General features: G+C 61.3%; 21 protein-coding genes and 1 tRNA gene. 1 reads left to right on the top strand and 21 read right to left on the bottom strand.

Features of this window, described 5'->3' with window-relative positions:
- Nucleotides 1-23: 23 nt before the first annotated feature.
- The 8 genes from PQQ96_RS11210 to PQQ96_RS11175 form a co-directional block, all read right to left on the bottom strand.
- Entirely contained in the window at nucleotides 24-1,148 is a 1,125-nt protein-coding gene (locus PQQ96_RS11210) for a methyltransferase (protein ID WP_408291588.1), read from the bottom strand.
- A 482-nt stretch (nucleotides 1,149-1,630) separates the two neighbouring features.
- Nucleotides 1,631-1,706, bottom strand: a tRNA-Thr gene (locus tag PQQ96_RS11205).
- Nucleotides 1,707-1,725: 19 nt separating this feature from the next.
- A complete protein-coding gene (locus PQQ96_RS11200; RefSeq protein ID WP_408291586.1) occupies nucleotides 1,726-2,238 on the bottom strand; it encodes a ClpXP protease specificity-enhancing factor in 513 nt (170 codons plus the stop codon).
- Between the two features lie 74 nt (nucleotides 2,239-2,312).
- Nucleotides 2,313-2,924, bottom strand: a complete 612-nt coding sequence (locus PQQ96_RS11195) for a glutathione S-transferase N-terminal domain-containing protein (protein WP_006052302.1) — start codon at nucleotides 2,922-2,924, stop codon at nucleotides 2,313-2,315.
- A gap of 95 nt (nucleotides 2,925-3,019) precedes the next feature.
- Nucleotides 3,020-3,775 (bottom strand): cytochrome c1, encoded by a 756-nt coding sequence (locus PQQ96_RS11190; RefSeq protein ID WP_408291585.1) that lies wholly within the window; start codon nucleotides 3,773-3,775, stop codon nucleotides 3,020-3,022.
- Nucleotides 3,776-3,798: 23 nt separating this feature from the next.
- Nucleotides 3,799-5,178 (bottom strand): cytochrome b, encoded by a 1,380-nt coding sequence (locus PQQ96_RS11185; protein WP_408291583.1) that lies wholly within the window; start codon nucleotides 5,176-5,178, stop codon nucleotides 3,799-3,801.
- Nucleotides 5,178-5,798, bottom strand: a complete 621-nt coding sequence (petA, locus tag PQQ96_RS11180) for a ubiquinol-cytochrome c reductase iron-sulfur subunit (protein WP_074282051.1) — start codon at nucleotides 5,796-5,798, stop codon at nucleotides 5,178-5,180. The genes PQQ96_RS11185 and petA overlap by 1 nt, the downstream gene beginning before the upstream one ends.
- 221 nt (nucleotides 5,799-6,019) lie before the next feature.
- Nucleotides 6,020-6,766, bottom strand: a complete 747-nt coding sequence (locus PQQ96_RS11175; protein WP_408291581.1) for a Nif3-like dinuclear metal center hexameric protein — start codon at nucleotides 6,764-6,766, stop codon at nucleotides 6,020-6,022.
- Nucleotides 6,767-6,785: 19 nt separating this feature from the next.
- Between PQQ96_RS11175 and PQQ96_RS11170 the strand changes: the two genes are divergently transcribed.
- Nucleotides 6,786-8,006, top strand: a complete 1,221-nt coding sequence (locus PQQ96_RS11170) for a Do family serine endopeptidase (RefSeq protein WP_201079542.1) — start codon at nucleotides 6,786-6,788, stop codon at nucleotides 8,004-8,006.
- 293 nt (nucleotides 8,007-8,299) lie between these two features.
- On the opposite strand, the gene tatC is transcribed toward PQQ96_RS11170, so the two are convergent.
- The 13 genes from tatC to hisC form a co-directional block, all read right to left on the bottom strand.
- The gene (tatC, locus tag PQQ96_RS11165) at nucleotides 8,300-9,076 is read right to left on the bottom strand and encodes a twin-arginine translocase subunit TatC (protein WP_408291579.1); all 777 of its coding nucleotides are present in this window, start codon (nucleotides 9,074-9,076) and stop codon (nucleotides 8,300-8,302) included.
- 34 nt (nucleotides 9,077-9,110) lie between these two features.
- On the bottom strand, nucleotides 9,111-9,629 hold the full coding sequence (gene tatB, locus PQQ96_RS11160; RefSeq protein WP_408291577.1) for a Sec-independent protein translocase protein TatB: 519 nt from the start codon (nucleotides 9,627-9,629) through the stop codon (nucleotides 9,111-9,113).
- 39 nt (nucleotides 9,630-9,668) lie between these two features.
- Complete coding sequence (tatA, locus tag PQQ96_RS11155) at nucleotides 9,669-9,911, bottom strand: Sec-independent protein translocase subunit TatA (protein WP_074282046.1); 243 nt, start codon at nucleotides 9,909-9,911, stop codon at nucleotides 9,669-9,671.
- A 243-nt stretch (nucleotides 9,912-10,154) separates the two neighbouring features.
- Nucleotides 10,155-10,520, bottom strand: a complete 366-nt coding sequence (locus PQQ96_RS11150) for a histidine triad nucleotide-binding protein (protein ID WP_074282045.1) — start codon at nucleotides 10,518-10,520, stop codon at nucleotides 10,155-10,157.
- A gap of 82 nt (nucleotides 10,521-10,602) precedes the next feature.
- Nucleotides 10,603-10,998: a DUF4870 family protein gene (locus PQQ96_RS11145; protein ID WP_408291575.1), complete on the bottom strand. Its 396-nt coding sequence runs from the start codon at nucleotides 10,996-10,998 to the stop codon at nucleotides 10,603-10,605.
- A gap of 94 nt (nucleotides 10,999-11,092) precedes the next feature.
- On the bottom strand, nucleotides 11,093-11,485 hold the full coding sequence (locus PQQ96_RS11140) for a phosphoribosyl-ATP diphosphatase (RefSeq protein WP_408291574.1): 393 nt from the start codon (nucleotides 11,483-11,485) through the stop codon (nucleotides 11,093-11,095).
- Nucleotides 11,482-11,892, bottom strand: coding sequence for a phosphoribosyl-AMP cyclohydrolase (gene hisI, locus PQQ96_RS11135; protein ID WP_408291572.1), 411 nt, complete (start codon nucleotides 11,890-11,892; stop codon nucleotides 11,482-11,484). The genes PQQ96_RS11140 and hisI overlap by 4 nt, the downstream gene beginning before the upstream one ends.
- Nucleotide 11,893: 1 nt before the next feature.
- Nucleotides 11,894-12,667, bottom strand: a complete 774-nt coding sequence (gene hisF, locus PQQ96_RS11130) for an imidazole glycerol phosphate synthase subunit HisF (protein ID WP_169487579.1) — start codon at nucleotides 12,665-12,667, stop codon at nucleotides 11,894-11,896.
- A 137-nt stretch (nucleotides 12,668-12,804) separates the two neighbouring features.
- Nucleotides 12,805-13,557, bottom strand: coding sequence for a 1-(5-phosphoribosyl)-5-[(5-phosphoribosylamino)methylideneamino]imidazole-4-carboxamide isomerase (gene hisA / locus PQQ96_RS11125; protein WP_120289260.1), 753 nt, complete (start codon nucleotides 13,555-13,557; stop codon nucleotides 12,805-12,807).
- Nucleotides 13,558-13,771: 214 nt separating this feature from the next.
- Nucleotides 13,772-14,413: an imidazole glycerol phosphate synthase subunit HisH gene (hisH, locus tag PQQ96_RS11120; protein ID WP_408291570.1), complete on the bottom strand. Its 642-nt coding sequence runs from the start codon at nucleotides 14,411-14,413 to the stop codon at nucleotides 13,772-13,774.
- Complete coding sequence (locus tag PQQ96_RS11115) at nucleotides 14,410-15,030, bottom strand: MarC family protein (RefSeq protein ID WP_408291568.1); 621 nt, start codon at nucleotides 15,028-15,030, stop codon at nucleotides 14,410-14,412. The genes hisH and PQQ96_RS11115 overlap by 4 nt, the downstream gene beginning before the upstream one ends.
- A gap of 83 nt (nucleotides 15,031-15,113) precedes the next feature.
- The gene (gene hisB / locus PQQ96_RS11110) at nucleotides 15,114-15,701 is read right to left on the bottom strand and encodes an imidazoleglycerol-phosphate dehydratase HisB (protein WP_054036619.1); all 588 of its coding nucleotides are present in this window, start codon (nucleotides 15,699-15,701) and stop codon (nucleotides 15,114-15,116) included.
- Between the two features lie 114 nt (nucleotides 15,702-15,815).
- Nucleotides 15,816-16,886: a histidinol-phosphate transaminase gene (gene hisC / locus PQQ96_RS11105; protein WP_408291566.1), complete on the bottom strand. Its 1,071-nt coding sequence runs from the start codon at nucleotides 16,884-16,886 to the stop codon at nucleotides 15,816-15,818.
- Nucleotides 16,887-16,971 lie beyond the last annotated feature (85 nt).

Genomic DNA, 16,971 nt, shown 5'->3' with positions numbered 1-16,971 from the left:
TGCGCGCCATCGCGCGCCACTATTTAGCGCGCCTTCAGCCGCCAGAGCGACGTCACTTCAGCCATGCGCGCCGTGTGCAGCGCATCGGTCTCATCGGTCGACTTCGGGTGCCGCGGACGAATATCCTCGCGGCCAACCACCGTCAGTCCCGCCTTTTCAATGGCGGCAAGCAGCCACTCGCGCGTACGCAAACCGAGATGCTCGGCGAAGTCCGACATGATCAGCCAGCCTTCCCCGCCCGGCGACAAATGGTCCGCCAGGCCGTTCAGAAAACCGAGCAGCATACGGCTTTCCGAATCATAGATCGCGTATTCAATCGGCGATGCGGGCCGCGCCGGCACCCACGGCGGATTGCAGACCACCAGCGGCGCACGGCCTTCCGGAAACAGATCGGCCTGCACGATCTCGACTTGCTGATCGTAGCCAAGACGCGTGAGGTTTTCTCGCGCACAGGCAAGCGCTCGCGGGTCCTGGTCGGTCGCGACGATTTTCTTCACGCCGCGTTTGGCGAGCAGTGCGGCCAGCACGCCCGTGCCGGTGCCGATATCGAACGCCTTGTTCAAAGACGGCAACGGCGTGCGCGCAACCAGATCCACATACTCGCCGCGCACCGGCGAAAACACGCCGTAGTGCGGATGGATGCGCTCAGCCAGCGCGGGAATTTCCACGCCCTTCTTGCGCCACTCGTGCGCACCGACCAGACCGAGCAATTCGCGCAGCGACACGACCGAGGGTTCGTCGGTAGACGGGCCGTAGGTTTCGATGCAAGCCTGCTGTACTTCAGGCGCGCGGCGAAGCGGGATGCCATAAGCGGCGTCGAGGGGAATCAGAATCATGCCGAGCGTGCGGGCGCGTTGCGACTGCGCCTGACGATGCAGGTTGAACGCATCGATCGGTGTTTCACCCTGCTTGCGCGGCTTGCGCTCCAGACGGCGCGTGACCGCCTGCAACAGTTGGCGGGCGTTCTGAAAATCGCCGTTCCACAATAGAGCCGTCCCTTCGCAGGCGAGGCGATAGGCCGAGTCGGCGGTAGTGCGGTCGTCCGCGACGACAACGCGCTTGGGCGGCGGCACTGCGGCTTCGGAGCGCCAACGCGCAGAGCGGGGGCCGTCGGCTTCGGGCCAGGTGATGGTTGCGGGGCTGGTCATGATGAAGGTGGGGTCTGTGTTGCGGGAGTGACGCGGTGAAACGTCGCGTCTCGGGGGGCATTGCCCGCCGGAGTGATTTTCTTGCGATGCCGACTGACGCCCGAATAGTACCTCTCCCGGTCGGGTCCGCGGGACGGTATCTGTTGACGGCTGCCCGGACCAGGCCGATGCCACTGCCTTTTGCTGTGGTGTGCGGGCAAATAATGAGATCGCGCAGACTAAACTGTCCACAATCGACAAGGTGAATGAGATCTGGCAAAAATGCGCCATTCTCCGCCCCACTCAACATGCTGAATTGACGGGACTTCGCGTCTCCTACGCGTGAGACAGCGGCCGCCAAATGCATGCCCAGCAAGGCTTTGGCGGGATTCCAGCTATTCGCGGCGACGCCGCTTGCAACGGGACTATCCGCACAGCCAGATCCACGTCGGGAATAAAAAAACGGGTTTCTGAAATTCTTCAGAAACCCGTTTTCGTACAACTGGTGCCGGCTGCAGGACTCGAACCCGCCACCTCATGATTACAAGTCAAGCGCTCTACCTGATGAGCTAAGCCGGCATGAGGCCGTGATTCTACTTCATTTTACGATCTTGAGGCGAGCCCTTCCGCCACCTTTTGATCCATCATCGTCAGGCTGCGGGCCATCCGTCGCGGTGTCCGCTTTGGCGGCAGCCGCATCGGCCGCCGGCGACGCTTCCACCGCGCGCGGCGCGGCCGGCGACACGGTTTCGTCCGCCACTTCCGCATCGGCGCCTGAATCCTGCGCTTCGCCGCCCGCCGACTCGACCGGGAACGCCATGCCCTGCCCGTTTTCGCGCGCGTAGATCGCGAGAATATTGGCGATCGGCACTTCGATCTTGTGCGACTTGCCGGAGAAGCGCGCGCTGAACTCGATCCATTCATTGCCCATCTGCAACTGGCTGGTCGCCTCGAAGCTGATGTTCAACACGATCTCGTTGTCGCGCACGAACTGCCGCGGCACGCGCGTCTGATTGTCGACCCGGACCGCAATATGCGGCGTGTAGCCGTTATCCGTGCACCATTCGTACAGCGCGCGCAGCAGATAAGGCTTGGTAGAAATCTCTTGCATCAACAGTCCTCTTACCGGGTTCGGGCGCTCACGGAAAACAATCGAGACGCGACGCCCTCACCCCAAAGCCAAACTCAACGACGCATCACCTTTTCCGAAGGCGTCAGCGCTTCGATATAAGCCGGGCGGCTGAAAATGCGCTCGGCGTACTTCATCAGCGGTGCAGCATTCTTCGACAGCTCGATGCCGTAGTGATCCAGACGCCACAACAACGGCGCAATCGCGACGTCGAGCATCGAGAACTCTTCGCCGAGCATGTACTTGTTCTTCAGGAAGATCGGTGCGAGTTGCGTCAGACGATCGCGGATCGCGAGGCGTGCCTTCTCGTGATTCTTCTCGGCGGCCTTGCCCTTTTCGTTTTCGAGCGTGCCGACGTGAACGAACAGTTCCTTTTCGAAATTGAGCAGGAACAGGCGGGCGCGGGCGCGCTGAACCGGATCGGCCGGCATCAGTTGCGGGTGCGGGAAGCGCTCGTCGATGTACTCGTTGATGATGTTCGATTCGTACAGAATCAGGTCCCGTTCGACGAGAATCGGCACCTGACCATACGGATTCATCACGGCGATGTCTTCCGGCTTGTTAAACAGGTCGACGTCGCGGATTTCGAAGTCCATGCCCTTTTCGAACAACACCAGCCGGCAGCGCTGGGAGAACGGGCAAGTTGTGCCGGAATACAGAACCATCATATTTACGTTTCCTCAAAAAGCTGAAAGGCCAGCGCGCGGAAAAACCGTTCAACAGGTCTTTCCTGGCGCCGGCCCCACGCCGGGTGACGGCGTGATTATTTGATATCTTTCCAGTACGCGGCGTTCAGTCGCCAGGCGAAAAAGCTCAGGACCCCGAGGAACAACAGCACCCACACGCCAAGCTGTTTGCGGGTTTTCTGCGTCGGTTCGGACATCCACGAAAGGTACGACACGAGGTCGGCCACAGCAGAATCATAATCTACCGGCGACATCGTCCCCGGCGTGACCTGTTGGAAGCCGACAAATTTGTGCACCGTTTCGCCTGTTTTTTCATCGACTTCGTCACCGAACTTCGCGGTACGTTGCCCCTGAAGCTGCCACAGCACGTGAGGCATGCTCACGTTTTCATACACCAGATTGTTCCAGCCGGTCGGCCGCGTATTGTCGCGATAGAAACTGCGCAGATACGTGTACAGCCAGTCCTTGCTACGCGCCCGCGCTTCCACTGACAAATCAGGCGGACTCGCGCCGAACCACGCTTTCGCGTCCTCCGGGCGCATTGCCACGGTCATGGTGTTGCCGATTTTATCTGTGGTGAACAGCAGGTTCGACTGAATTTCGCTCGGCGTAATGCCGAGATCGGTCAGTCGGCTGTAGCGCATCAGATTCGCGCTGTGGCAATTCAGGCAATAGTTTACAAACAATTGCGCGCCGTGCTGCAACGAAGCGAAATTCTCTGCGTTATCGGGCGCGCGGTCGAGAGGGAAATTCTCGTCTGCGTGCGCCGGGCCGGCCAGCACCGCGAACAGTGTCGCGCCGATCAGCGCACACGTCGAAAGCAGTTTTTTCATTGTCGTGTTCTCCTGGCTCGCGATTAGTGGGGCTTGAACCGCACCCGCTCGGGCGGCTGCTTGAACGTGCCAAGCCGCGTCCAGACGGGCATGCCGAGGAAAAACGCAAAGTAGATCAGCGCACAAATCTGGGCAATCAACGTCGAGGCGGGCGACGGCGGTTTGGTGCCGAGGAAGCCCAACGTCAGGAATGCGAGTACGAAGATCCCGTAGAACACCTTGTGAAAAAACGGCCGGTAACGGATCGACTTCACCGGTGAGCGGTCGAGCCACGGCAGGAAGAACAGCGAGATCACCGCGCCGCCCATCACCACCACGCCCCAGAACTTCGATTCGGTGAACGCCATGGCCAGCACCACCAGCACCGCGAGCACCGGCAAGCCAAGCTTCCACTTGCCGCGCGCGCGCACCAGCGAATAGAGGCCAAGCAGCGCGACGATAATCATCAGGACGATCTTGAACGGATCGGTGGTGGCCCGCAACATCGCATAGAAGGCGGTGAAATACCACACCGGCGCAATTTCCTGCGGCGTTTGCAGCGGATTGGCGGGAATGAAGTTATTCGCCTCGAGGAAATACCCGCCCATTTCCGGTGCGAAGAAGATGATCGCCGCGAAGATGAACAGGAACACCGTCACGCCCATGAAATCGTGCACCGAGTAGTACGGGTGGAACGGAATACCGTCGAGCGGGATACCGTCCGGACCCTTCTTCGCCTTGATCTCAATGCCGTCGGGGTTGTTCGACCCCACTTCATGCAGCGCCACCAGGTGAGCAACCACCAGGCCGATCAGCACCAGCGGAATCGCGATCACGTGGAATGCGAAGAAGCGATTCAGCGTGACGTCCGACACGACATAGTCGCCGCGAATCCATAGCGACAGGTCCGGCCCAATGAACGGAATCGCCGAGAACAGGTTCACGATCACCTGCGCGCCCCAGAACGACATCTGGCCCCACGGCAGCAGGTAACCGAAGAACGCTTCGGCCATCAGGCACAGGAAAATCGCGCAGCCGAACACCCACACCAGTTCGCGTGGCTTGCGGTACGAGCCGTACATGAGCCCGCGGAACATGTGCAGATACACGACGACGAAGAACATCGACGCGCCCGTGGAGTGCATATAGCGGATCAGCCAGCCCCACGGCACCTCGCGCATGATGTACTCGACCGACGCGAACGCGAGCGTCGAGTCGGGCTTGTAGTTCATCGTGAGGAAAATGCCGGTGACGATCTGATTGACCAGCACCAGCAGCGCGAGCGAACCGAAGAAGTACCAGAAGTTGAAGTTCTTCGGCGCGTAGTACTCGGAAACGTGCTTCTTCCAAGTGGACGTCATGGGGAAGCGCCGGTCGATCCAGCCAACCAGCCCGGTTGTCTCTACTTCGTGTTCGATCGCCATTACGCTTCTCCTTTCTCGTCCTTGCCGATCACGAGGCTGGTGGCCGACGTGAACATATAGGGCGGGATGTCGAGGTTCTGCGGCGCAGGTTTGTTCTTGAAGACGCGGCCGGCCATGTCATAGGTCGAGCCGTGGCAAGGGCACAGGAAGCCGCCTGGCCAGTCGTCTGGAAGATTGGGCTGCGGCCCCTCCTGGAAGCGCGGCGTCGGCGTACAGCCCAGATGGGTACATACGGCGACGGCGACGAAAAGGTTCTTGTGGTCGGTGCGTGAACGGAATTCGTTGTTGCAGTACTCCGGCAACGGCATCGAAAAAGGATTCTTGGTGTGGGGATCCGCTACTTCGTTATCGGCTTTCTGGACATCGGCGAGCATTCTGTCGGTGCGATTGATGATCCACACCGGCTTACCGCGCCAGGCAACAGTCTTCATGTCGCCGGGCTTGAGATCACTAATATCGACTTCGACCGGGGCACCTGCTGCCTTGGCCTTTTCAGATGGTGCAAACGAACTAACAAAGGGTACGACAGTGGCAACGCCTCCTATGCCACCTGCTACGGTCGTCGCTATCAGCCAGGTACGGCGGCTGCCGTCGACGCGTTCATCTTCCTTGTCTCGCATCACACGCCCCACTTCTGAGTTGGATTTTTCCTTCACGTCGCTTCTACCGCCGCTAGTTTGCGCGAATGGAGTCGGCATTTACAAGGCCCCATTGCCAAAAACCGTGCGAAGCCTTTGATAAATCAGGGTTTCTCCGTACGGATCGCAAACTTTTTTGTGCCTCCTTTTAAGCGCCCTCTGCGTTATTCGCACCTTTTTCTTATCTAATGCCGATTTTCAGTTCAAACGGGATTGGGGATATCGATAAACAGGTGTTCGATATCGAACTCCTCGGACAGATGCTTGCCCACCGCCTGCACGCCGAAGCGCTCGGTGGCGTGATGGCCGGCGGCAAGAAACGCGACACCGCTTTCGGCCGATGTGTGCATCACCGATTCCGACACTTCGCCGGTCAGGTAGACGTCAGCGCCGGCATTGATCGCGGCCTCGAACATGCCTTGCGCGGCGCCCGTGCACCAGCCGACGCGGCGCAGTTCGCGATCCGGGTCGCCGAACACGAGCGGCGTGCGGCCGAGCGTCTGCTCGACTTGCGCCGTGAAGTGCGCGAGCGTGATCGGCATCGGAAACGTGGCGAGCCAGCCGAGATCGTTCTCGCCGAAGCGCGCGTCGCTGATCCAGCCCATCTTCTCGCCGATCTGCGCGTTGTTGCCGAACTCGGGATGGTCGTCGAGCGGCAGGTGATAGGCGAACAGGTTCAGGTCGTTGGCGATCAGCAGCTTCAGCCGTGCGTGTTTGCGCCCGGTGATCTGCGGCGCTTCGTTGCGCCAGAAGTAGCCGTGATGGACCAGCACCGCGTCCGCGCCCCAGTCGAGCGCGGCCTCGAGGAAGGCCACCGAAGCGGTCACGCCGGTCGCGAGCTTATTGATCTTGCGGCGCCCTTCCACCTGCAATCCATTGGGGCAATAGTCCTTGAAGCGCGCGGTTTCAAGAAGATTGTTCAAGTACAATTCAAGTTCGATCCGATCCATATAAACCTCTAGTCTTCAGATGCTTAGACGCTTTTGGCTGTTCTTTGCCCAAGCGGTGACTGTGCTGTTGGCGCTGATGTTCATCATTGCGACCCTCAAACCGCAGTGGCTCCAGCGTCAAGGGCAATTCGGCAAGCAACTCGCCGAACCGATCGTCGCCCTTCGGGAAGTGGCGCCAGGCATCGGCACCGGCCCTGCACAGGCGTCCTATGCAGACGCCGCGCAAAAAGCCATGCCCGCGGTCGTCAATGTGTTCTCCAGCAAGGATGGCTCACTGCCGCCCGATCCGCGCGCGAAAGATCCGCTGTTCCGCTATTTCTTCGGCGACAAGAACAAGGGCAAGCAGCAGGAGCAACCCGCGTCGAATCTCGGCTCAGGGGTGATAGTGAGTTCGGAAGGTTACATTCTAACGAACCAGCACGTCGTGGACGGCGCCGATCAGATCGAAATCGCGCTGGCCGACGGCCGCACCACCAATGCGAAGGTGATCGGCGTCGATCCTGAGACCGATCTGGCCGTGCTGAAGGTCAACATGACCAACCTGCCCACCATTACGCTCGGCCGCATGGACCAGACGCGCGTGGGCGACGTGGTGCTGGCGATCGGCAATCCGTTCGGCGTCGGCCAGACGGTGACCATGGGCATTGTCAGCGCGCTCGGGCGCAATCACCTCGGCATCAACACCTTCGAAAACTTCATTCAGACCGACGCGGCCATCAACCCGGGTAACTCGGGTGGCGCGCTGGTCGACGTGAACGGCAACCTGCTCGGCATCAATACCGCCATCTATTCGCGCTCGGGCGGCTCGCTCGGCATCGGCTTTGCCATTCCTGTCTCGACCGCGCGCAGCGTGCTGGAGAGCATCATCACGACGGGCTCGGTCACGCGGGGCTGGATCGGCGTGGAGCCGCAGGACGTGACGCCGGAAATCGCCGAATCGTTTGGGCTCGAGCAGAAATCGGGCGCGATCGTCGCGGGTGTGCTGAAGAACGGGCCAGCCGACCGGGCGGGCATCAAGCCGGGCGATATCCTGGTGAGCGTGAATGGGCAGGAGATCACCGACACCACGCGTCTGTTGAATGTCATCGCGCAGATCAAGCCGGGCACGGCTGCCAAGGTTCATCTGGTGCGCAAGAGCCGCGAGATGGATCTGGACGTGACCATCGGCAAGCGCCCGCCTCCTCCGAAGCAGCAGCCCGAGGACAATGGTGGCGGCGATCAGGACGATGACGGCGGCTAAAAAAAGGGACCGCAGCGGCCAGCCGCACACCCGCGGTTGAGAAACAACGCAGCGGCCAGCAGGACAGCGCCAGTTGATATACAGGGCAACGGCGGGCACAACGGCAGTCAGGCGGTGCTAGCCAACGGGAGATGAGACGACACCGTTGGCTTAGGCAGCCGGCGACGCGGCAAATCAAACGGCAACACTGCCGCAAAACAAAAAGGGCAGTCCATTGCGGAGTGCCCTTTTTGTTTGCCTGGCCCCTTTAGCGGCGAGACTAGCGTAACCAACGCGTGCCGCACATCACGCCGTTAATTCGGCGGCCTGTCGTCCACGACCACCGGTTGCTTGCCGACAATCAACCGCGCCGCAATGATCCCCGCCTCGTACAGCACAATCAGCGGAATGGCCAGAATCAGCTGCGAGAACACATCCGGCGGCGTCACCACCGCCGAAATCACGAACGCAGCCACGATCACATACGGACGGATTTCCTTGAGCTTCTTGATGGTCAGCACGTTCATGCGGACCAGCAACACCACGACAATCGGCACTTCGAACGTCACCCCGAACGCGAGGAACATGGTCAGCACGAAGCTCAGATAGTTGTCGATGTCGGTGTTCATCTCCGCGCCGAGCGGCGCGTTGTAGTGCGCCATCACGCGGAAGATGGTCGGAAACACCACGAAGTACGCGAACGCCATGCCGCACAGGAACAGCGTGTAGCTGCTGCCCACCAGCGGCCCGACCAGCTTCTTCTCATGCTGGTACAGACCCGGCGCGACGAACGCCCAGATCTGGTACAGCACGACCGGCAGCGCAATCACGAAGGCGACCATCATGGTCACCTTCATCGGCACGAAGAACGAGCCGGTGACGTCGGTGACGATCATCTTGCCGTCCTTCGGCAGATTCTGCATCAAGGGCCGCGCCAGCAGCCGGAAGATGTCCGGCGCCCAATACACGAGCCCGACAAACACCACGATGACGGCAAGGCCGGCGCGGATGATACGGTCGCGCAATTCAACGAGGTGAGAAATGAAGGTCTCTTCAGTGCCTTCGTCCTGGGTTTGCTGGGGGTCGCTCACGCCGGCCCTCGGTTAGAGATTGTCGTTCTGATCATCAGAAGAACCGCGTCTGACGACGCATGCCGGCCGGCGTATGCCGCGCCACGCGCGCCGCGCCCGACTGCACGCGCGTGCGGCGCGTGGTGGCCCGCTTGTACCAGGTGGGCATGGCCGTCTGCTTGACGCGCCAGTTCTTGCGCTTGGGGCCTGCCGGTGGCGTGCTGGTCTGCCACGGCGAATTGCTGACATCTTCAAGCGCGCCGCCGGCAATGCTCGGCGACACCGACGTGCCGCTATTCCACGCGTCGTTCAGTTCGGTTTCGTGCTTGCGCAGATTCTCCTGAACGGAGGTTTCGACGTTGCTCGCCGCCGCTTCGAACTCGGTTTTCATGCGACGCAGTTCGTCGAGTTCGATTTCGCGGGTGACTTCGGCCTTCACGTCGTTGATATACCGCTGCGCGCGGCCGAACAGCGCGCCGGCCGTGCGGGCGACGCGAGGCAGGCGCTCAGGCCCGAGTACGACTAGCGCGACGACGCCGATCAGCGCCATCTTGGTTAGACCGAGGTCCAGCATGAAGTGGAATGTCCGTCAGTAACGCGGTTGGGCCGCGGCTTAGCGGTAATCGCCGGAACGCGGCGTCTTTTCCTTCGCATCCACATCCACGGTGCCGTTACGCGGCAGTTCACGCTGCTGCTGCGCGTCACCTGCGGGCGTTTCGGCTTCCTTCATGCCTTCCTTGAAACCCTTCACCGCGCCACCCAGGTCGGTGCCGATGTTGCGCAGCTTCTTCGTGCCGAATACGAGCGCTACGATCAGCAACACGATCAGCCAATGCCAAATGCTCAACGAACCCATGACTACTCTCCTTAACCCCGACACCGCACCGTGATGCGGCAAAATTCGTGCGCCTTGCGGCGTGACTCGAAGCGCGTACGCTTCATCTATACGTTACTGCAGACTGTTCCGATTCAACCTGCGACCGGTGTGTCATTGTGACCTGACGATCACGTCGGCGTCGTTACAGTGCAGCAAAAACAATGGCCACGCTAGGGTCGACGGCCAAAACTCGCCACGCGCCTCGCGGCCCGCCGTTATTTGTCAGCCCATTCGGTGCCACGGGCGCGGCCCCGCGAGGATATGCGCGTGCAGGTGATACACCTCTTGCCCGCCGCCCGGCCCGGTATTGATGACCGTGCGAAAACCGGTTTCGCCACCGCTGTACGCCACGCCCAGCTGGTCGGCCAGACGCGCCACCAGCACAAGCATTCTACCAAGCAGAGGTGCATCGCTTTCGGTGCAATTCGACAGCGTGGCGACGTGCTTGCGGGGAATCACCAGCACATGCGTTTCAGCTGCCGGACGGATGTCGCGGAAGGCAACAAACTCTTCGTCTTCATGGACTTTGGTCGACGGAATCTCGCCGGCGGCGATCTTGCAGAAAAGACAGTTTGGGTCGTGACTCATCGTATTCCTGACACAGTATGGCTAGCGCGCGCAGCGTGATGCGGCACCGTTCATGTTCCGCCCAGCCGCAACCGGACTCAACTCAAAACCAGGCACGCGGATTCGCAAGCGGCTTGTTATCGTACAGATACAGCCAGCCTTTAATAATACGGTACAACATCCAGATGCTGACGGCCCACAGAACCGGAATACCGATCACCACGAACAGCAGTACGCCGCCAATCGCGTAACCTAGCAGGACCATCCAGAACGAGCGGATCTGCCACTCGAAATGCGCTTCATAAGGCGTGCCCACGACATCGGGCCGTTTCACGTAGTTGATGATGATCGCGATCAGAATCGTCAGGCCGCCCGTCAGCCAATGAACCGCGTACAGCGCGTACAGCACATGCGTGAGCGTGCGCAGACTGCGTTCGCGCTCGGGCTCGATCGCGTTGCGGTAGACCGGCGGCGGATAATTTCCTTGCGACTGTTCCATGCTTGCGTCCTCCCGAGGATGCGATCCTATGCGTTCAGTGCAATGTGGGTGCCGACGTTCGCCACTTCAAGACAGAGCGGACAAATCCGGACAATCAGTCGCCGTTCTGCTCGCGCTCGCGGCTCTTGCGCAGCGCCTTTTCCTCAATGCCCGACAGGCCTTCACGGCGCTCGAGCTCGGCCAGCACGTCCGCCGGGTTCAGGTCGAAATGCGACAGCATCACGAGGCAGTGAAACCACAGGTCCGCCACTTCGCCGACCAGCGCGTTCGGCGCGCCGCCGTGACGCGCGTCTTTGGCGGCCAGCACGACTTCGGTGGCTTCTTCGCCGATCTTCTTGAGAATCGCGTCATCGCCTTTGTGGAACAGGCGCGACACGTACGAGACGTCCGGATCGCCGCCCTTGCGGCCGTCGATGATGGCCGCGAGGCGCAGCAGCGTGTCCCTGGTGGACGAAGCGGGTTCCGTGGAATGCGTGGATTGCGTCATTTGTAGATGTGTTCGGGGTCTTTCAACACGGGATCGACGGCGACCCAGCCGCCATCTTCAACCGTGCCTTCGAATTTCTGGAAAAAGCACGAGTGGCGGCCGGTGTGACACGCGATGCCCGACACCTGCTCGACCTTCAGCAGCACGACGTCTTCGTCGCAATCGAGCCGCACTTCACGCACATGCTGCACGTGGCCGGACTCTTCGCCCTTGAACCACAAGCGCTGGCGCGAGCGCGAGAAGTACACCGCGCGGCCGGTTTCAACGGTTTTCGCCAATGCGTCGCGGTTCATCCACGCGAACATCAGCACGTCGTTGGTCGACGCTTCCTGCGCGATCACCGGCACGAGGCCGTTCGCGTCCCACCTGACCTTGTCGAGCCACTCTGCTGCCGAGGGATTCACCACGTCACAACCTCACCGAAATGCCTTGATCGGCCATGAAGCGCTTGGCCTCGCCCACGGTGTGTTCGCCGTAGTGGAAAATGCTGGCGGCCAGTACCGCGTCCGCGTGGCCGTTCTTGATGCCGTCGGCCAGATGCTGCAACGAGCCGACGCCGCCCGAGGCGATCACCGGAATCGACACCGCATCGGACACCGCGCGCGTGAGCGCGAGATCGAAGCCACTCTTGGTGCCGTCGCGGTCCATGCTGGTCAGCAGGATTTCACCCGCGCCCAGTTCGGCCATCTTGCGCGCCCATTCGACAGCTTCGAGGCCGGTCGCCTTGCGGCCGCCGTGCGTGAAGACTTCCCAGCGCGGCGGTTCGCCGTCCGCGGAGACGCGCTTCGCGTCGATGGCGACGACGATGCACTGCGAGCCGTATTTGTCCGTCGCGTCGCGCACGAGTTGCGGATTCGCGACCGCCGACGAGTTCATGCTGATCTTGTCCGCGCCCGCGTTCAGCAGGCGCCGCACGTCTTCGACCGCGCGCACGCCGCCGCCGACCGTCAGCGGAATGAACACCTGGGACGCGACCGCTTCGATGATCGGCAGGATCAGATCGCGCTGGTCGGAGGTGGCGGTGATGTCGAGGAAGGTCAGTTCGTCGGCGCCCTGATCGTCGTAGCGGCGCGCGATTTCTACGGGATCGCCCGCGTCGCGCAGTTCGACGAAGTTGACGCCCTTGACCACGCGTCCAGCCGTGACGTCGAGACAGGGGATGATGCGTTTAGCTAGAGCCATGATCTTGCAATTCTGCCAATACCGCTGATGAGGCCGCTCGCATAAACCTTCAACGAGCGGCACAGTGCCGGCGCGGCAAGCCGCGTCAGGCCGCCAGTGTGCCCATACAGGCACGCGGCTTGACGCGCTGCCTTACCTTACGCGTCGTCCGATTCGCGCAGCCGGTCCGCGAGGGTCTGCGCCGCCGTGAAGTCCAGATCACCCGAGTAGATTGCCCGGCCGCAGATCACGCCTTCGATGCCTTCGTCCTCGACTTCGCACAGCGATTCGATGTCCGTGAGGTTCGACAAACCGCCGCTCGCGATCACCGGAATCTTCACCGCGCGCGCGAGACGCACCGTCGCTTCGATGTTGATGCCCTGCAGCATGCCGTCGCGGCCGATGTCCGTGTAGATGATCGACTCGCAGCCGTAGTCCTCGAACTTGCGCGCCAGATCCGCCACTTCATGGCCGGTCAGCTTGCTCCAGCCGTCAGTGGCAACCTTGCCGTCTTTCGCATCCAGACCGACGATGATATGGCCGCCGAAAGCCGTGCATGCATCCTGCAGGAAGCCCGGATTCTTCACCGCAGCCGTGCCGATGATGACGTACGACAAACCGTCGTCCAGATAGCGCTCGATCGTGTTCAGGTCACGGATGCCGCCGCCCAGCTGGACGGGAATCTCGCCCCCTACTTCCTCGATGATCGCGCGGATCGCGTCTTCGTTTTTCGGCTTGCCGGCGAACGCGCCATTCAGGTCGACGAGGTGCAGGCGACGGGCGCCGCGATCGACCCAATGCCGGGCCATCGCCGCCGGTTCCTCGGAAAATATCGTCGCCTGGTCCATATCGCCCTGTTTGAGGCGTACACAGTGACCATCTTTCAGGTCGATGGCGGGAATCAGCAGCATAGCAATCGGGTGTTGTCTGGGAGGTGGTTGAAGGTCGGCGGCAGCGGCTGACAAGCCAGCCCGCCATAACGCCGTTTCGCTAGTTTAGTACAACTCTTTCGACGCCCTTGCGGAGCGCCGGTTTGGAGCGAAATCGTCTTGCTGCGATTGTGGCGCACGGCCGACGCCCCGCTTGTGGCGGAACGGCGCACGGCAACAGAATGAAGAAAGGCGCTCACGGGTTCCAGTGCACGAAGTTGCGATACACGCGCAGCCCCGCTTCGGCGCTCTTTTCCGGGTGGAATTGGGTCGCGAAGATGTTATCCCGCGCCACCGCCGAGGTAAAGGGCACACCGTACACCGTTTCGCCCGAGGTATGGGCGGCGTTGTCCGGCACGACGTAATAGCTGTGCACGAAGTAGAAGAATGCGTTGTCCGCGACACCATCCCACAACGGATGCGGCTGCGCCTGACGCACGCGGTTCCAGCCCATTTGCGGGACCTTGAAGCGCGAGCCGTCGTCCTGCACCTGACCTTCCAGGTCGAAGCGCAGCACCTTGCCGGGCAACAGGCCGAGGCCAGGCGTATCGCCCTCGGCGCTCCAGTCAAACAGCATCTGCTCGCCGACGCACACGCCCATCAGCGGTTTGTTGCGCGAGGCTTCAATGACCGCTTCCTGCAGGCCGGATTCGGCCAGACTGCGCATGCAGTCGGGCATCGCGCCCTGGCCGGGCAGCACGACGCGATCAGCCGAGCGGATCGCGTCGGGTTGATCGACGATCGCCACATCTGCTTCCGGCGCGGCTTTTCGCAGCGCCTGGGCAACCGAGCGCAGGTTGCCCATTCCGTAATCCACAATCGCTATCGAAGTTTTCATTTCAAGTTAGGCAGCAATGCCTTCAATCCATCGACGATGAATTCCACCGCCAGCGCCGATAACATCAAACCCATGAGCCGCGTACCGATGTTGATACCCGTGCGACCTACCCAGCGGGCAATCGGTTCAGCGAGGCGCAGCGAAAAAAAGCAGATCGCCGCCAGCACGGCACCGATCGCGATCAGGCTGAGCCGGTCATACCAGTGCGCCGAGCCGGCCGCATAAATAATCGTGGTACTGATCGCACCCGGGCCGGTCAACAGCGGGATCGCCAGCGGCACGACCGCGATATTGTCCTTCTGCTCGGCTTCATGGCGCTCTTCCGGCGTCGAGCGGCTGTTGCCGATCTGCGCGTTCAGCATGTTGATCGCCATCAGCAGCATGATGATCCCGCCGCCCACTTCGAGCGACCCGACCGAAATGCCGAAGAAGCTGATGATCTGCTGCCCGAGCAGCGTCGTCACCCCAATCACGCAGAACACCGAAATCGCCGCGATGCGGATGGTTCTGCGCCGCTCAACGTCGCTCTGATGCGCCGTCAGGCTCATGAAGAACGGGATGGCGCCGACCGGGTTGATCAGCGCCAGCAGCGAAATAAACGACTTCAGAATGTCCATCGCACACCGGGCGCACGCACGCGCGGCCGGTCCTGGTTTTGATTCTGGTAAATGAGCGGGTCAATGCGCCGGTCAGTGGGCGCTTAAAGGCTGCCCTTGGTCGACGGAATCTGCCCCGCCGCGCGTTCGTCCATCTCGACGGCCATGCGCAATGCACGCCCGAAGGCCTTGAACACCGTTTCCATCTGGTGATGGGCGTTCAGGCCACGCAGGTTGTCGATATGCAGCGTGACGCCAGCGTGGTTCACGAATCCGCGGAAAAATTCGATGGAGAGATCGACGTCGAACGTGCCGATGCGCGCGCGCGTGAACGGCACATGGAATTCGAGGCCCGGACGGCCGGAAAAGTCGATCACGACGCGCGACAGCGCTTCGTCGAGCGGCACGTAAGAATGACCGTAGCGGCGGATGCCCTTGCGGTCGCCGATTGCCTTTGCAACGGCCTGGCCGAGCGTGATGCCGACGTCTTCGACCGTATGGTGGTCGTCGATTTCGAGGTCGCCATGCGCTTCGATGTCGAGATCGAACAATCCGTGCCGTGCGATCTGGTCGAGCATGTGATCAAGAAACGGCACACCGGTGGCCAGCTTCTGCTGACCGGTGCCGTCCAGATTGATCTTCACACGGATCTGCGTTTCGCTGGTGTTGCGAACGACTTCCGCAAGGCGCATGGTAATTCCTCGAATCTAGCTAGAAAGCGATAGGTGTGTGGGTTGGGAAAACGGCGGGCCGCGTGCGCTTCCCGCGGTAGGGAAAAGCGCTCACGCGGCCATTCGGCACGCCGTTCAGTGCAGCACGAGTTTCAATCCGGCGATCAACTGGGCGTTCTCTTCGGGCGAACCGACGGTCAAACGCACGCAATTGACCAGCAATGGATGCATTTTACTCACGTTTTTGATCAGAACCCGTGCTGCCAGCAGCGTTTCGAACATAACGGATGCGTCAGGCACCCGCACCAGCAGGAAGTTGCCGGCGCTCGGGAACACTTCGGCACCCGGCAATTGGGCCACGGCTTGCGCGAGTTTCGTGCGTTCTTCGCGCAATTGCGCGGCCTGGGTGTCGAGCACGTCGACGTGGTCAAGCAGGAAATCGGCGGCGGCTTGCGTCAACACGTTGGTGTTGTAGGGCGGGCGCACCTTGTCGAATTCGGTGAGCCAGGCGGGCTTGCCGACCAGATAACCCAGGCGGATACCGGCCAGACCGAGCTTGGACACGGTGCGCATCACGACGACGTTGTCGAACGCATCGGCTCGCGGCAGCCAGCTTTGCTGCGCAAACGGCTGGTAGGCCTCGTCGATCACCACGAGACTTTTGCTCGCCGCGGCGATGATGCGCTCCATGTCCGCGTCGTCGTACAGCGTGCCGGTCGGGTTGTTCGGATAGGCCAGATAGACGATAGCCGGTTCATGCTCGGCGATCGCCGCCAGCATCGCTTCGGTGTCGAGCGTGAAATCGGGCTTCAGCGGCACGCCGATGAACTCCAGATTCGCCAGCTTCGCCGACATCTGATACATCACGAAACCCGGCACCGGCGCGAGCACCTTGGCGCCCGGCTTCGCGCACGCCACCGACACCATGCTGATGATTTCATCCGAGCCGTTGCCGAGCAGCACGTCGCAACCGGCGGGCACGCCCATCACGCGCTTGATCTTCTCGATCAGCGCTTCCGGGCGCGGCGCCGGGTAACGGTTCAGCGCGACACCGGCCAGATGCTCGCCCAGATGGGCAGCGAGTACCGGTGGCAGCGGAAACGGATTTTCCATCGCATCGAGCTTGATATAGCCCGTAGCGTCCGGAACCGGATAGCTCGTCATCGCGAGCACGTCGCGGCGGATGATGTCTTGAGGTGTCGTCATAAGTCAGTGGACCGGGCCGCAGGGAGATGTCAGCCTGGTATTGGCGGCACGGGCGCCGCCCCAGGTTCATCTGTATTGTCGTTAT

The organism is Paraburkholderia sediminicola, from assembly GCF_046027825.1.
Classification (GTDB): domain Bacteria; phylum Pseudomonadota; class Gammaproteobacteria; order Burkholderiales; family Burkholderiaceae; genus Paraburkholderia; species Paraburkholderia sediminicola_D.
Note: the sequence above shows the minus strand (reverse complement) of the source record. Positions and strands in the feature narration are given on the sequence as shown.

Bases quoted from the DNA above. Each gene is read 5' to 3' on its own strand.
- PQQ96_RS11140 (WP_408291574.1), bottom strand. From the start codon at position 11,485: ATGACGCAATCCACGCATTCCACGGAACCCGCTTCGTCCACCAGGGAC.
- hisF (WP_169487579.1), bottom strand. From the start codon at position 12,667: ATGGCTCTAGCTAAACGCATCATCCCCTGTCTCGACGTCACGGCTGGA.
- PQQ96_RS11115 (WP_408291568.1), bottom strand. From the start codon at position 15,030: ATGGACATTCTGAAGTCGTTTATTTCGCTGCTGGCGCTGATCAACCCG.
- PQQ96_RS11190 (WP_408291585.1), bottom strand. From the start codon at position 3,775: ATGAAAAAACTGCTTTCGACGTGTGCGCTGATCGGCGCGACACTGTTC.
- petA (WP_074282051.1), bottom strand. From the start codon at position 5,798: ATGCGAGACAAGGAAGATGAACGCGTCGACGGCAGCCGCCGTACCTGG.
- PQQ96_RS11210 (WP_408291588.1), bottom strand. From the start codon at position 1,148: ATGACCAGCCCCGCAACCATCACCTGGCCCGAAGCCGACGGCCCCCGC.
- PQQ96_RS11170 (WP_201079542.1), top strand. From the start codon at position 6,786: ATGCTTAGACGCTTTTGGCTGTTCTTTGCCCAAGCGGTGACTGTGCTG.
- hisA (WP_120289260.1), bottom strand. From the start codon at position 13,557: ATGCTGCTGATTCCCGCCATCGACCTGAAAGATGGTCACTGTGTACGC.
- PQQ96_RS11185 (WP_408291583.1), bottom strand. From the start codon at position 5,178: ATGGCGATCGAACACGAAGTAGAGACAACCGGGCTGGTTGGCTGGATC.
- PQQ96_RS11175 (WP_408291581.1), bottom strand. From the start codon at position 6,766: ATGGATCGGATCGAACTTGAATTGTACTTGAACAATCTTCTTGAAACC.
- PQQ96_RS11150 (WP_074282045.1), bottom strand. From the start codon at position 10,520: ATGAGTCACGACCCAAACTGTCTTTTCTGCAAGATCGCCGCCGGCGAG.
- PQQ96_RS11145 (WP_408291575.1), bottom strand. From the start codon at position 10,998: ATGGAACAGTCGCAAGGAAATTATCCGCCGCCGGTCTACCGCAACGCG.
- tatA (WP_074282046.1), bottom strand. From the start codon at position 9,911: ATGGGTTCGTTGAGCATTTGGCATTGGCTGATCGTGTTGCTGATCGTA.
- hisC (WP_408291566.1), bottom strand. From the start codon at position 16,886: ATGACGACACCTCAAGACATCATCCGCCGCGACGTGCTCGCGATGACG.
- tatB (WP_408291577.1), bottom strand. From the start codon at position 9,629: ATGCTGGACCTCGGTCTAACCAAGATGGCGCTGATCGGCGTCGTCGCG.
- PQQ96_RS11200 (WP_408291586.1), bottom strand. From the start codon at position 2,238: ATGCAAGAGATTTCTACCAAGCCTTATCTGCTGCGCGCGCTGTACGAA.
- hisH (WP_408291570.1), bottom strand. From the start codon at position 14,413: ATGAAAACTTCGATAGCGATTGTGGATTACGGAATGGGCAACCTGCGC.
- hisB (WP_054036619.1), bottom strand. From the start codon at position 15,701: ATGCGCCTTGCGGAAGTCGTTCGCAACACCAGCGAAACGCAGATCCGT.
- PQQ96_RS11195 (WP_006052302.1), bottom strand. From the start codon at position 2,924: ATGATGGTTCTGTATTCCGGCACAACTTGCCCGTTCTCCCAGCGCTGC.